The 13,534-nt window shown below is 70.5% G+C and carries 14 protein-coding genes; 9 read left to right on the forward strand and 5 right to left on the reverse strand.

All coding sequences use genetic code 11. The features are described 5' to 3' along the window. Window positions 1–7: 7 nt before the first annotated feature. Window positions 8–931 (reverse strand): class I SAM-dependent methyltransferase, encoded by a 924-nt coding sequence (locus ACIQI7_RS08850; RefSeq protein ID WP_401106530.1) that lies wholly within the window; start codon window positions 929–931, stop codon window positions 8–10. Between the two features lie 238 nt (window positions 932–1,169). Here ACIQI7_RS08850 and ACIQI7_RS08855 point away from each other — a divergent pair, with 238 nt between their 5' ends. Next, entirely contained in the window at window positions 1,170–2,504 is a 1,335-nt protein-coding gene (locus ACIQI7_RS08855) for an XRE family transcriptional regulator (RefSeq protein WP_401106533.1), read from the forward strand. A 34-nt stretch (window positions 2,505–2,538) separates the two neighbouring features. Here ACIQI7_RS08855 and ACIQI7_RS08860 read toward each other — a convergent pair whose 3' ends face one another. Continuing rightward, window positions 2,539–3,426: a glycosyltransferase family 2 protein gene (locus ACIQI7_RS08860; protein WP_401106536.1), complete on the reverse strand. Its 888-nt coding sequence runs from the start codon at window positions 3,424–3,426 to the stop codon at window positions 2,539–2,541. 159 nt (window positions 3,427–3,585) lie between these two features. Here ACIQI7_RS08860 and ACIQI7_RS08865 point away from each other — a divergent pair, with 159 nt between their 5' ends. From ACIQI7_RS08865 to ACIQI7_RS08875, 3 genes are all read left to right on the forward strand, one after another. Then, window positions 3,586–4,143: a GIY-YIG nuclease family protein gene (locus ACIQI7_RS08865; RefSeq protein ID WP_401106540.1), complete on the forward strand. Its 558-nt coding sequence runs from the start codon at window positions 3,586–3,588 to the stop codon at window positions 4,141–4,143. A gap of 78 nt (window positions 4,144–4,221) precedes the next feature. Further along, complete coding sequence (locus ACIQI7_RS08870; RefSeq protein ID WP_401106542.1) at window positions 4,222–4,485, forward strand: hypothetical protein; 264 nt, start codon at window positions 4,222–4,224, stop codon at window positions 4,483–4,485. Window positions 4,486–4,541: 56 nt separating this feature from the next. After that, window positions 4,542–5,621 (forward strand): hypothetical protein, encoded by a 1,080-nt coding sequence (locus tag ACIQI7_RS08875; RefSeq protein WP_401106545.1) that lies wholly within the window; start codon window positions 4,542–4,544, stop codon window positions 5,619–5,621. A 123-nt stretch (window positions 5,622–5,744) separates the two neighbouring features. Here ACIQI7_RS08875 and ACIQI7_RS08880 read toward each other — a convergent pair whose 3' ends face one another. Then, on the reverse strand, window positions 5,745–6,368 hold the full coding sequence (locus tag ACIQI7_RS08880; RefSeq protein ID WP_401106547.1) for a transglycosylase family protein: 624 nt from the start codon (window positions 6,366–6,368) through the stop codon (window positions 5,745–5,747). Between the two features lie 698 nt (window positions 6,369–7,066). Between ACIQI7_RS08880 and ACIQI7_RS08885 the strand changes: the two genes are divergently transcribed. Next, the gene (locus ACIQI7_RS08885) at window positions 7,067–7,330 is read left to right on the forward strand and encodes a hypothetical protein (RefSeq protein ID WP_401106550.1); all 264 of its coding nucleotides are present in this window, start codon (window positions 7,067–7,069) and stop codon (window positions 7,328–7,330) included. Window positions 7,331–7,767: 437 nt separating this feature from the next. On the opposite strand, the gene ACIQI7_RS08890 is transcribed toward ACIQI7_RS08885, so the two are convergent. Then, window positions 7,768–8,952, reverse strand: a complete 1,185-nt coding sequence (locus ACIQI7_RS08890; protein ID WP_401106553.1) for a hypothetical protein — start codon at window positions 8,950–8,952, stop codon at window positions 7,768–7,770. A gap of 199 nt (window positions 8,953–9,151) precedes the next feature. On the opposite strand from ACIQI7_RS08890, the gene ACIQI7_RS08895 reads away from it, so the two are divergent. Beyond that, window positions 9,152–9,325: a hypothetical protein gene (locus ACIQI7_RS08895; protein WP_401106556.1), complete on the forward strand. Its 174-nt coding sequence runs from the start codon at window positions 9,152–9,154 to the stop codon at window positions 9,323–9,325. A 20-nt stretch (window positions 9,326–9,345) separates the two neighbouring features. Here ACIQI7_RS08895 and xerC read toward each other — a convergent pair whose 3' ends face one another. Beyond that, window positions 9,346–11,358: a tyrosine recombinase XerC gene (gene xerC, locus ACIQI7_RS08900; protein ID WP_401106559.1), complete on the reverse strand. Its 2,013-nt coding sequence runs from the start codon at window positions 11,356–11,358 to the stop codon at window positions 9,346–9,348. Between the two features lie 452 nt (window positions 11,359–11,810). Here xerC and ACIQI7_RS08905 point away from each other — a divergent pair, with 452 nt between their 5' ends. The 3 genes from ACIQI7_RS08905 (at window position 11,811) to ACIQI7_RS08915 (ending at window position 13,526) form a co-directional block, all read left to right on the forward strand. After that, window positions 11,811–12,035 (forward strand): hypothetical protein, encoded by a 225-nt coding sequence (locus ACIQI7_RS08905; protein WP_401106562.1) that lies wholly within the window; start codon window positions 11,811–11,813, stop codon window positions 12,033–12,035. Window positions 12,036–12,108: 73 nt separating this feature from the next. After that, window positions 12,109–13,251 (forward strand): hypothetical protein, encoded by a 1,143-nt coding sequence (locus ACIQI7_RS08910; protein ID WP_401106564.1) that lies wholly within the window; start codon window positions 12,109–12,111, stop codon window positions 13,249–13,251. Window positions 13,252–13,253: 2 nt separating this feature from the next. Further along, window positions 13,254–13,526 carry a hypothetical protein gene (locus ACIQI7_RS08915; RefSeq protein ID WP_401106909.1) on the forward strand — a complete coding sequence of 91 codons (273 nt, stop codon included), beginning with the start codon at window positions 13,254–13,256 and terminating at the stop codon, window positions 13,524–13,526. Window positions 13,527–13,534: the final 8 nt, after the last annotated feature.

Genomic DNA, 13,534 nt, shown 5'->3' on the forward strand with positions numbered 1-13,534 from the left:
CGGGTGGTCAGGAGCAGATGAAGGTGCCGGAGAGCTTCGTGACGGCGAAGTAGCCGCGGGCGTCGATCGCGTCGGCGACGGCCGCCGCCACGTGCTCCTCCAGAGCGGCGAGCAAGGCGGGCGAGGCGGGGTCCGGGCCTGCGGAGGCGGAGCAGTGGTAGGAGGCGCGGTAGAAGGCCAGAAACGGTGCGACGTCGGCGAACTGCAACTGGTCCTGCCACTCCAGGAGTCGGATCTGCTCGAAGTGCCCGACCAGGTGCCGACGGCCGTTGGTCAGGGAGATCCGGGCCTTGGACGACGCCTTGGCCAGGTGGTCGGGGCCGTCCAGGGTCCGTAGGGCGTGCAGGTGAACGTCGTACATCTCGACCATCGAGTCGGGCCGGTCGGTGGTGAGCAAGAACCGGCCACCCGGGCGCAGGACCCGCCGAACTTCGGCGAAGCACCGCCCCAGGTCGGCGACGTAGTGCGCGGTGTAGACGCACATGACGCGGTCGAAGGTGTCGTCCGCGAGAGCGTCGAGGCGGTCGGCGGTGCCCTCGATCCACTCGCACGGCGTTGCCACCCCCGCCAAGCGGTGCCGGGCGGCGGCGAGCATCGCCGGGGAGATGTCCAGGCCTGTGAGATGGCCGGCCGCCAGGTGCGGGCGCAGGCGCTCCAGCACGAAGGCGTTACCGCAGCCCAGGTCCAGCAGCTCCTCGGTGCCGCGCAGGGCGAGGGCCTCCAGCAGGTGGTCGTGCAGGGCCTTCGGGTTGGTGCGGAACCGGTCGTGGATACTCTGCTTGACCTCCAAGGCGTCGGCGTCGCGGAAGTAGGTCGCGCGGGCGTCCTCCGCCGTCAGAACAGCGTGCTCCTCGGGAATCACCTTGTCGGCCAGTTGCTCCAGATACGCGGTGGCGAAGGTCTGCGCTCCGGTGACGGCGCTCGTCAACATGCGCTCCGATCAGGGGAATTCGGACCGGTGCTGAGATCAGTGCCACCGGAACCGTCCCGGCGTTCAGCCGGGAGCCCTACGATGCGTCCCCGCCATGAGTCGCCGGAAGCACCCAGGACGGTGCTGCGCCGGTGCGCCGACGAGCAGCACCGGAGCAGCGCCCGAAGGGGTGTCGGGCATACGGCGGGAGCCAGTAGCGTCGGGCGGATCGCTGTCACGCGCCCAAGGGAGGGACAGGTTGGCTGCGGAGCCGCAGGACCATCCGCTGATCCGTGTACGCAAGGCCAGGAACCTTGAACGATCAGCCTTCGCGCGGAAGTTGTGCGATCGAAGCGCCGAGCTGGGCACGCCTCTAGGAACGGGCCGGGACGGCGTCTTACGCTGGGAGAAAGGCCGTACCCCCGACAACCTCACCCAGTTCGTCATCGCCGACCTGATCGGCGTCGACAGCGCCCTGGTCGAATCCCACCCGTGGCCCCAGTGGCTTCAGTACGACCCGCTTCAGCAGCCGAACGAGCACCCGTGGACGGGCCCCGGCACCGTGGGCGCCCTCAGAGAAGTGATCGGAAGTCCCATGGACCGTCGGACGTTCTTCCTCGGCTCGACCGCGATGACCGCCGCCCTGTTCTCATGGCTCACCGCCGACCCGGTGGCGGCTGCGCAGCTCACGACGGGCCGGCGCATCGGAGAAGGCGCCGTCACAACAATCGAGCGTCGGGTGCGGGAACTGCGGCTGGCCGACGACGAGGACGGCGGCGGCACGCTGATCCGGGACACGGCCGCGGCGCTGGAAGCCGTCACCGAACTGCTGACCAACCGCAGTTACACGCTCGCCCACCAGAGTCGGCTGTACGCGGCCGGCGCGGACCTCGCCCGGATGCGGGCCTGGGCCGCATTCGATGTCAACGGCCGGTGCGACGACGTGGCGTTCAAGGCTGCCCTACAGGCCGCGCATGCCGCAGACGACCCGGCGCTGGGCGCCCACATCCTCACCTTCTGGGCCGCGGCCGCGTACAACTGCGGACGTCCCGTCGAAGCGGAGGCACTGGCCTGCACCGCGGTGGCCGCCGTGCGGGGCAAGGCCACACCACGCGTGGAGGCACTCGTTCTCGCACGACGGGCCCGAGCGCGCTCCCACTTGCGTCATGAAGGCTGCTGGAGCGACCTCGAGGCGTCCCGGGCCAAGCTCGATGCTGCTGAGCGAGACCGGACGTACGAGCCGGACTGGGCGTACTGGTTCGACGGTTCCGAGTACGCCGGCAGCCTCGCCTCCACCCAGCTCGCCATGGGCCGAGCCGACCAGGCGGAGAAGGCGTTCGCGCTCAGTGCCCGTGAGGCCGCAGGCACAGTACGGACCCAGGCGATCTATCTCGTCCGGGCAGCTGATGCACAGCTCCAGCAAGGCCACGTCGAAGGTGCCTGCGCCACCGCGCACCATGCGCTCGACATCACTGCCGAGATCAGCTCCCAGCGCACCACCGGCCCCCTGCGGGACCTGGCCTCCGCCCTGGCCTCCTACTCCCATGTGCCCGAGGCCGCAGAGGTGCGAGAGCGAATCTCCGCCACCATCTGATGCCCCGCAGGCAGGGAGCGCTGAAGGCCGTCGGTCAGATGATCGGCGGCCGGCCGGCGCGGGTGAGCCTCCACACGGTGCGCCAGCTCATCGGGCGCCGCTCGCCATGCCCGCCGCGCAGCCCCTCCGCGAGGCCCTTGAACCACACCCCGAGCTGCCCCGTCGATCGGAAGCGGTAGGCGCTGATCAGCGTCCACGCCGCCAGGTACACCGGGACGAGCACCAGTGGCAGACGCCGGTAGGCCACCCACACCCTGTTGCGCGCGACCATGCGGTAGAACGGGCCGTGCCGGGCCGGATTGGTAGCCGGGTGATGCACCTCGACATCGGCTGCGTACCAACCGATCTTTCCGAGGTCCCACAGGCGCCACGACAGGTCGATGCCTTCGTGGAAAAGGAAATAGTGCCCGGGCCAGCCGCCAACAGCGTCGAAGTCCGCGCGACGGATGAGCACGATGCCCTCGGCCATCACCGTCACCACGCCCGGGCGCCGGGCATCGGAGGACTTCAACCGCGGCACCCACCGCCCCAACGTCTCCCCCGTGGTGGGATCCGCGATCCGAGGCTGGACGTACGCCGCCTCGGGATGCCGGTCGAACTCGGCCACCAGGCGTGCAACGGTGTCGGCCTCCGGCAGGATCGCGTCGTTGTCGAAGAACAGCAGAAACTCTCCGGCGTCCGGGCCGATCAGCGCCCGTGCCCCGACGTTTCGCCCCTCGGGAATCCCAGTGTTCTTCGGCAGGGCTACGGAGACCACCCCGGGCGGTACGTAGTCCGGCTCCACGCCGTTGCCCACGATCACCGTCCGCAGGCTGACCCCCTTCTGGGCGAGCACCGACGCCATTGCGTCACGGAACTCGGCGTGCCGGTCGTTCATCGTGAGGACGACGACATCGACAGCCCGTTCCGTGTCCTCGCCCATGAACTTCCGCCTCCCAAGCTGGCCTATCCGTACGAGCTCACCCTAAGGGTTGTCCCGGAAACGATGGCTGCTGCCCGCCTCCTCGCCCGCATCGGAACCGCCCAGGCTGAATGTGGGGAACGACCAGACCAGATTGGCTAGTTGTGGAATCCTTCTGAGATGACGCCCTTGTCCCAGTCCCAGTACGCCGCCCGGCTCGCGCAGGCCGGGATCGATCCCGAGATGTTGTTGGACCACCTCGGTGAGGACCAACTCCGCGAGGTGCTACTGGACAGGCTCCGCACCGATGGAACGGACCGAGCGTCCGAGGAAGTCACCAATCTGGTGTGGTTCGCGGAGTGGCGTGCGTTGCGGCGACTTGGGCCCGCTGCGGAACAGCCCCGGCTTCCCGGCCGGGACCAGCTCTACCTGCTGTCGTTCGCCGGCCCGACCAACTCGTACGTGAAGGTCGGACGTACCACCCGCTTCGGTGTGGGGCGGCTACGTAAGCTTCGGGCCGACGCGGAGCGTGACGGGTATGTGCTGTTCGATGCCTGGGCGTCCGAGCCGGTTACCGACGCGCACCCCTGGGAGCAGGTGGTGCTCGGAGAGCTTCGGCGCAGGCACCCGGGCGAGCGCAGGAGCGAGTACTTCTACGGGCTCGACTACGGCGAAGCGCGCAGCGTCGTGGATCAGCAGCGGATTCGGGTCGCACCTCGCTCAGCCGGACTCGAGTAGGCCGATAGGCACGGTGGAGACGGAGTCGAACGGCGCACCCGGGATGTGCTGGTGGCCCGGCTGCCGCATTCTCGGGGCATGGCCTCGATCGTCGTCCTCTACGAGCTGGATCCCGCGGATGGGCTGGCGTCCGACGACGGCGAACCGGTCGTCGTGGCGGTGCACGCCGCAGGTGCCGACCCCGACGTGCCGCAAGATCCGCTGCCCGGGACCCTGTGCGGGCTCGGCAGCGCGGAGATGGAGCACTCCCACTACCAGGGCGGCTACGGCCAGCCGTGGTATCCGCCTGCCTTGAGCGAGCTGCGGTGCCGGGAGTGCGAACGGGCGCTGCGGGCATTGTGAACGCCGCCCGGCCCGGCACGGACCCCACGCAGACTGAGCCGGCAGGTTTCACCGCGGTGGCCGACGCGCTCTTCTCCCGGCTGCCGACCGAGTTCACCAAGGCCCGCGACGAGGCCGCCGCCCGCGCCCGGGCGGCGGGTGAGCGGGCGCTCGCGGCCCGCATCAAGGTCCTGCACCGGCCCACCGCGGCGGCCTTCGCTGTCAACCGCCTCGCCCGCGCCTGCCCTGAGCAGACCGGGCAACTGCTGGACCTCGGCGTGGCGCTGCTCCGGGCTCAGGAGGAGCTGGCCGGCCCCGTGCTTCGGGAGCTGTCCGCGCAGAGGCACCGCCTGGTGGCCGCGCTGACCGCCCAGGCCCGTGGGTTGGCTGCCGAGGCGGGCGTGCGGCTCGGCGAGGCGCAGCTGCGGGAGGTCGAGCAGACGCTGCGCGCGGCGCTGGCGTCGCCGCGGGCGGCTGCCGAGGTGGCCGCCGGGCGGTTGTCCGCCGCGATCGAGGAGCCCGCTGTCCTGCCCGTCGTGGCCGGGGAAGGCCAGGTGGAGAAGGCCGGCAGGAAGGCGGACGTGCGGCCGAAGACGGCGGGCGGTAGGCCGGGACGCAGGGAGACACGAGAAGTGGCCCGAAAGCGGGACGCCGCCCGGCAGGAGGCCCAACAGCAGGAGGCCCGGCGGCACATGGCCGGGGCCCGGGCCGAGTTGGAGGTGGCCGAACGGCGCCACCGCGATGCCGCTCACCGCCGCGACCGGCTCGCGGCCCAGGTCGAAGACCTGGGTGCTCGTCGTGACCAGGCCGCCGCCGACGTCGATCGCGCCCAGGCGGCCCTGCATCGCGCCCAAGAGCAGCTGGAGGGCGCGGTCACCTTGCTGGCCGAGCGCCAAAGCGACCTCGGCCTCGCCACCACCGAGGCCGACACCGCCCTCGCGGACGCGACGCGGGCCCGTGATCGGTACAGGGCGGCGCAGCGGGCCACCCGGCGACAGGAAGGAGCGGCGAAGAAGCAGGGCGACGAGGACCTGTCGGCTCTTACCAAGGCGCAGCTCTACGAGCGAGCCACACGCTTGGAGATCCCGAACCGTTCGACGATGGACCGGGGACAGCTCCACGAGGCCGTGGAGAAGACGCAGGGAAGCGCCACGTGAGGACCGTGCCCTGATTCGGGGAGAAGCGCGGTAGTGCGGCCGTTCGGGCGTGCGGGCAGCAGCGTCTGGCGGGTGTACGCAGTGGCCCCGGCAGTTGTCGTCGGTGGATGGCCATGGGGCCGGTCAGGAGTCGAGGACGAGTACCTGGCCCGGCAGCAGCACGTCGGGATCGTCGCCGACGGTGTCACGGTTCAGGTCGTGAAGGGCGGGCCATCCGCCGGGGAAGCCCAGCTCCTGAGCGATGCCGCTGAGCGTGTCCCCCTCCGCCACCGTCCAGGTGTCCGAAGGGTGAGGGGCCGAGACGGTGGCGTGCGGGTGGGTCGGCACCGGGCGGTGGCCGTGCCCGTCGGCCCGCTGGTGAGCGGCGGCCCGGTCGGCGCCCCCGGCTGCCCGGGCACCACACGCCGGCCACGGCGCCAGACCCCGCCGCTCGGCCAGGTGCTCGGCCACCGCGATCTGCTGCTCCCTGGTCGCCCGGTCCGCGCGCGGCGCGTACGTGAGCCCGCCGTTGGACCGCCAGGTCGCGGCGTCGAACTGCAGGCCCCCGTAGTAGCCGTTGCCGGTGTCGGCACCCCACCGTCCGCCGCTCTCGCAGCGGGCCAGGGCGTCCCAGTCCGTGCCCGACTTCGCCCCCGTGGGCGCTCCGACGGCGGGCGACGCCCCCGCTCCTACGAACACCGTGCCGAGCACGAGCAGTGGAAGAAGGGCAGCGAACAGACGGTGCAGCGGCGCGGGGACGAAGGACATGGAAGCTCCATGGCTCGGGGACAAGAGCACAGGCGCCGAAGCGCCCGGACCCGATCCGTTCCCACGAAGCCGCCGCCCTCAGCCGCCGGACCCGTGCGTCCTCCGGCCGGCGGTCAGACGCCACTCCAACGCCAGGCAAAGCGGGTACGGCAACTGGACCGCACCTGCGTTGGCCGACCCGGTCGGTTGGCAGTCAGCGGGTCGGCGTGCCGCCAGCTCTTGACCAGCGGACATATCGGATCGCGCACGCGGCGATCTTCATCACTTGAGTGCGGTCGAGAGCCTCGCCGGGAAATCAGGCGGTGTCCGAAACCTGCCGAAGTTTGAATTGCTCACGCCAATCGGCGCGAGTGGCACGCGTATACCACAGCCGTCCCCGAAATGGGGGCAAACGGAAGCTGTTAACTCGTAAGCATGCTGTCGGGTAACCCATCTGGGCCCCAACCGTTGTGATAAGTGGAATGGGATTCCGGCCGATGCCGGTACCCATTCGAATATCCCCCAGCAGCCTGGACTCGTCGGCAAACTATGGCCAGGCCGCTGGGAGACACCATCAAATCGAACAGGAGGTTCGGATGAGTGAGACCCCTGCTCGCTGCCCGAACGAGAATTCGGGCACAGAGCCGCAGTCTCCCACGGCCCGTCTTGGGGGATGCCCGCGCGGGTGCGCGGCTACACCACAGCGGACCCGGCGGTACATGTACGCGCTCGGCTTGGTGCTCAGGGTCGCGGTACCCGAGGTCATCGAAGCTTCGATGGAGGGCGAGGCGGCCGACGAGGCCGCCCTGCTCTTCAGGGTCGGCTGGCCGATCGTGTTCGTGGGCCTGCGGGCCATCGAAAAGGGCCTGCACAGGGCTTTTTGCCTGCGCCGGCGTCGGCCCGCGCCGATGGCGCAGATCGACGGCCACGGTGCCATCCAGGGATCGGGTGAGGGAGAGGCGAACGACCGCCAGCGCGAGTAGGTGAGCACTGCCTCTCCTCCTTGGTGAGATGTTGTGGAGCCCGCTGTTGGTTGCAGCGGGCTTCATGCAATAGCCGATCCCCTGCCGCCCAGCAGGTGGTCCGGCCGTCGAAGGGTCTTCCTTGCGCGCTGCCCTTCGGGAACGCAACGCGGCGTGCCGGTGCAGTCGAGCGGGGAGTGGCGTTCGCCGCTGCTGGTACCGGTTGATCGTGGCTCGTTCGGACTAACTGCAACGCTACGAAGCGGGAAACGGCGCTGCGCAAAGGCTGAAGTACTGTTCACCCAATCGGGTGAAGAATTGCGGTGGATTACATGACCTACTAATTATCTGATGTTCGATGATGGCTCTTTGTGATTGAAAGTGTCAACTTTTGACAGGGCGACCATGGTGCGCGTGAACCGCGCCTAGGAAGCCTTTACTGCAGCGGAGCTGGTGGTTCAGGGCGAGACCTCGCTCGGTCCGGCCGACCGAGTTTCGACGGCGGCCAGCCGGAGAAGGAACGGCGGCGCGAGACGGTGCAGCGTCTCGTGTCCGTCCGCGTCCGTCGTGGCGAGCACCTTGTTGATCGCGTCGAAGGAGAAAACCAGCTCCAGTGCGGTCAGTGCCTGTTGGCCGGGGGTGGGGGAGGGCTCGGCCAGTCCCTTGATCAGGTACATCCTGCCGATGCCGAAGAGCTGGCCGAAGACCCACTCGAGGCACGCGTCGCCTCCCGGGGGCTCGGACGACAGCTCGGTCTCGACGGCCTGGCACAGTGCCTCGGCCCAGCCAGCCATTTCCCCGGCGGTGGCCCAGCCGGCCCGTAGCCGCTCCAGCGGGGCTTCCCGGGCCACCGAGAGGAAGTGATTCACGACGCTCTCGGACGGCAGCCCCGGCAGTTGGTGGGGCGGCGTGTGCCGGATGGCGATAAGAGGATCGAGCGGGTCGGTCTCCAGCAGGTGGGCGGTGTACTGCGGAACCTCTCGGCCTGCCTGAGCACGGGCGATCCGCGCGACCACCTCCGGGGCGATCCCGTCGGCCCCGCCGACGGCAGCCGCCAGACCGTGGAACAGCACACCCGTGTTGTCCAAGGGCTCGATGTCGGCGCGGTCCGGGTCGAACCCGGCGGCGAACTTCCACAGCTCGGCGACCGCGGGCAGCTGCCGCAGCTGCTTGTCGATCGCCCTGATCCGGCGGTTCACCCCGGTCAGCCGACGTGCGCCCTGCTGCGCGATCTCGTCGGCCCGGTCGCTCACCCACTCCTGGACGTCACCAGTTGCGGGCACTGGGCCGAGCTGGTCGGTCATGCGTTCCGCGAGCCGGACGACCTGCCGGGTGAAGGCTTCACGGACGGTCTCCTCCGGGACGGGTAGCTCGGCGCCGAACGCGCCCAGCGCCAGGTAGAAGGGATCGGCGCCGGGCCGGCTGTGCTGGCCGAGCCACACCACGAGATCGACGACCGCGGGGTTGGTTGTGGAGGTGCTTCCGCCGACGGGGCGGCCCGGGCGGGAGCGGGGGTTGGCTGGCAGCAGGGGCCATGGACGAGCGCGCCAGCGCTCCAGCTGGCGGCCGGACACCTTCGTACCGCAGTCGGCGACGAGCTGGAGCAGCAGCTGGTCGGCCGCGCTGGGTGGAGTTCTCACCATGAGCTCACGCTACTGGCCGGGGAGTTGGCGTGCCGCGCTGACGTGGTGCGCGCTTAACCGGCAGACCTAGAGGTACCGAGGCGGACGTAGAACCCCCCGAGGTCTCCCGGAAACCGCGGGTGGGGCACCTGGTCTGCTGGGTTCAGCGGCCCGCACAGGGCGGCCCGCGACCTCGAACAAGACAAAGCAAGGAGGCCCGATGGTGGGCAAGTTGAAGGCATCCACCCAAACCCCGGTGGCCGGCGAAAGCCGCCGCAGAACGGTAGTCAGGCGCAGCCTGCGGCGGTTTTGCTGGGGCGTGCTGGGCGGTTCCGGCCATGCACTGGGCAGCACCGTCGTCGTGTGGCTGGCATGGTGGGTGCGCACCAGGTAACGGGGCCGGGCCAAGGGTCGTCACGTCGAGACGGTCTCACCCGGGGGCTGACCGTCGTTGGCACCGGGGGAACTGGTGGTGAGGAGCTGCGCGGCCTGCTCCAGGGCTTGGTCGAACGCGCCCTTCACCGCCGCCGCGTCGGTGCCGCGGGCCACGACTTCGATGGTGCCGCGCAGGCCGTGACGCAGCTGCACCGAGCTGACGGCGGCCTGGTCGGTGTACAGGTCGCGCTCGAACTCGAAGCAGGGCTGTTCGGCAAGCGGCAGTTCGTAGATCACCGTGCCGGAGCGCCGGTCGATGCCGGTCACGGCGGAGTGCAGCTGCTGGTGTCGGGGCTGCCGCTCCCACAGCACCCCGCGGCCGGTCCAGCGGGTGCGCTTCGTCGGTATGGTCGCGGGGCGTTCCCTCAGCCCGGGGTAGCCGTGGGCCAGGAGTTCGTTCCACAGGTCCACGAGGGCGTGGGCGTCCTCGGCGTTGGTCATGGCGACCTCGATGCCGCCGAGCACCAGCAGGTACACCAGGGGGGCGCTGGTGTTGCTGCGGGACTTCACCGGGACGAGCGCGGCGGCCTTCTCGGCGTTCTCGCGGTCGAGGGATGGCAGTACGGAGGTGTAGGTGTCGGCGGTCAGTACGTACGTGGCGTGGCCGAGTACCTCCTGCACGACTTTGAGGTCGGCGCCCGCGCCGAGCAGCAGGGTGGCCGCGAGGTGCCGCAGGTCGTGCAGGCGTACGGGCGGCAGGCCCAGCTTGTTGCACAGCAGCTCGAACCTGTCGGTGAGGTAGTCCGGGTTGATCTCGGTGCCGTCCTCGCGGACGAACACCTTGTCGGTGATGGGCCACGGCCGTCCGGCTTCGGCCGCGTCGTGGCGCGCCTCGGCCATCCGGTCGCGGTGGTCCCGAAGTTCCTGGAGCGTGTGGCTGTCGAGGGCGAGCGTGCGTTCGCTGTCGGCCTTCGGCTTCTTCCCGAGGGGCTTGCCCTTCACGGTGACCACCTGCCAGTCGACGGTGATGACCGCGGCCTGGAGGTTGGCCTTTGGCCATTCGAAGCCGGCGCCTTCGCCGCGGCGCAGCCCCCGGAAGATCGCCAGGTGCCAGAACGCGCGCAGCCAGTCGTCCGCGACGCCGTCGAGGAACTGGCCGGCCTGCTCCGGGGTCCACACCATCACCTTCGACGGCTTCTCGCCGGTGCGCCGCCACTCGTCGACGCGCTCCGGCGTCCACAGCAGTGCCTTCGGCCGCTTGCCGGAGGGCAGGTCGACCAGGCTCGCCCAGTTCCGGCTGACCTGGCCCTTCTTGACCGCCGCCGTGAGGGCGGAGCGCAGGGTGGCGCGGATGCGCTGCATGGTCGCCGGGGCGACGATGCGCATCTGAGCGTGGGGCTCGCGCTTGGGTATCTCGGGCGCGGGCACCGGCGGCGGTGGTGCGTTCCTCTTCGGCCGGCCCGGCTTGCGCCCGTAGAGGGCCTTCCACTCGGCGTACTCGGCTCGGGCCTTGGCGATCAGCGCCAGCTCGTACGCGATGACGATGTTGCGGGCCTCGATCGCGTCGAACATGTCGGCGATCGGCTCGGCGGTCAGGTCCTCCAGCTTGATGTGGCCGAGTGCGGGGATCAGGTAGATCCGGATGTGGCTCTCGTACGAGCTGACGGTTGTCGGTTCCAGGGTTTTGCGCTGCTCCAGCCACTTGAGCAAGTACTGGGCGACGGTCGTGCGGTGGTCGATCACCTCGCCGCGGTCCACCTTGCCGATCGCCTTCTTCAGGGCGGCGACGGCGGCGTCCTTGTCCGGGTAGCCGCCCCTGCGGTCCCGCCCGGGTTTGCCGTCGGGACCGGGCTTCAACCTGAGGTAGTACCACCACGTGCCATGAGCCTTTTTGCCTTTCAGCTTCGGGCACTTGGCGCCGAGTTCTCGCATCTTCGGCTTGCCCTTGGCGTCCAGCACGGGCTGCCTGTTCTCGTCCAGGACGGGCTCGCGGCAGGTGCAGCGGCGATACACCGACCCGGGACTGTCATTCTTCGACTCGCGCTCGCTCATCTCTCTCAATCAGCGCTCAGCGCCCGGTGGTTGGGGCGGCGGTCAGGTCGTCCCCACAGTCACCGGCCCGCGCCTGCCGGGGCACAGGTCGGTTCGGTCGTGGCGGAGTTGGCCGTGACCGTACGGTGCTGAGCACGACTGGGTCGCGCCGAGCTGGACGGGGCCGTTCGCGCGTTCGCCGACGTGGACGGCTCTGGACGGAGAAAGACACATCGGTGGGCGGCGCGCCATCGCACCGGGACCGCTTCCCAGCGTCCGCGCGCTCCCAGACGGGCCTGTCCGCGAGGAGCCGCAGTTCACGGCAAGGCTGCCATTCGCGGCGCGCATTCATTCTGACCTGCACGAACGTGGCCCTTGGTGTACTGGCGCGGCCGGTGCCACACGCACGGGGACAGGCTGAGCCGACTGTGGACGGCGGGACGGTAGACCCGGCCCCGGGCCAGGGTGCGGGCATGACGACAAGCCCCGTTCCCGCCCTCCCCGACCCGCAGGTCCAGCCGACGATGACCGTCCCCGAGGCTGGCCGGCTCTTCGGCCTCGAGCGTGCCGCCAGCTACAACGCCGCCCGGCGCGGCGACATCCCGACGATCACCGTAGGCCGTCGCGTGCTCGTGCCGACGGCGAAGCTGCGCGTCCTCCTGGGCCTCGAAGCTCAGGCCACCGACACGGCGGCCTGAGCGCCGCCACCTCTCTCCGATCGTCATGCCGGCCTGCGGACCCGGCACCCCACCTTGGTAGGAGACCACCGGCATGCCCTGGTTCGCCGTCGGCGACAACACGGACGACCACCCCAAGATCCTCGCGGCAGGCAACGCGGCCGTCGGCCTGTGGGTGCGCTGCGGTGCCTACGCGAGCGCCCACCTGACCGACGGGGTGATCCCGGCGGCGGTCGCCGCAAAGAACGGCACCGTCACGCAGATCAACAAGCTCGTCGCTTCCGGACTGTGGCACGAGGCCGGGCACGCGTGCGCGCGCTGCCCCCAGCCCCGGCGCGGCGACTATGTGATGCACGGCTACCTGGACGCCAACCCGAGCCGGCGCCAGGTCCAGGAACGGCGTCGGCGCGCGGCCGAGAAGAAGCGCCAGCAGCGCAACCCGCCGCCGGTCGGCGACGGTTCCGCCGATGAGCAGGGAACAAAATCTGCCCCAGCTGGCGAGGACTTCGCAGGCCAGCCGCCTGTGTCCCCGGGGGACCGTCCTCGTCCTCGCGCGCGCCCGGCCCCTCCCAGCCCCTCCCGCAGGGAGGGGGCTGGTGTGGGTGGGGAAGGCGCAGGTGGATGGGGGCCGGCGCGCCGGCACCCCCTGCCCGACGGCTTCGCACCGGAGCCGTCGGCGCTGGCGTGGGCGGCGGTCGAGGGCCATCTGGACCGCCTTGGCGGCCCGGCCGGGCTCGCCGCCGTGACGACGGTGTTCACCGACTGGCACCGCGGCCGTGCCACCCTCGCTACGGACTGGCAGGCGCTGTGGCGCAAGTGGGTGCGCGAGCAGTGGGAACAACCCGGACACACCGGGTCCGGCCGCCCCGCCAGGCGCGGACACCGTGCTGCGCCACGGCGAGGACCGGCCTACGCGGCGCAAGTGAGCGTGGCGGCCCGGCTTGCCTCGATCGAGACCGAGATCGCCCGCGACCAGGAACCCGGTGCCGTCGACAGGCCGTTGACGCTGCTGCCCGCGCGGCCCGACGACGGGGCCCGCCCCGGTGGCGTGGCGCCGATGCCCGGGCAGCGGCCGCTGATGGCCGCGCTTCCTGGGGGTCGCACGCAGGCCCCCGACCCGCTGGAGGTGCTGGAGGCGATCGCCGAGCACGGCCAGGCCCACGCCGTCGCCCTCTTCGGCTGGCGGCCCGTGGCGGCGCTCCTTGTCGGCGTCACCGCAGCCGCCGGAGAGGCGTGAGCATGCTGCCGACGCGAGGCCTCGCCCGGTGCCGGCTGTGCGGAACGGCAGTCCACTGGACCATCACCGCCGCCGGCGCACGGCTGGCTGTGGACGCGAACCCGTGCGCACTCGGCAACACCGCGGTGTTCCGCGACGGCACCGGCACGATCCGCTCGCGTCGACCGAACGCGGAGTTGCCGCTGCTGTCGTACGAACGGCTGCACCTGCCGCACGCGGCCACATGCCTCGCGCGGCCCTCGGAGAGCAACTCTTTGCGGCGCCGCGTGTCTTGAGGATGTGA

Source organism: Kitasatospora sp. NPDC092039, assembly GCF_044756065.1.
Classification (GTDB): Bacteria; Actinomycetota; Actinomycetes; order Streptomycetales; family Streptomycetaceae; genus Kitasatospora.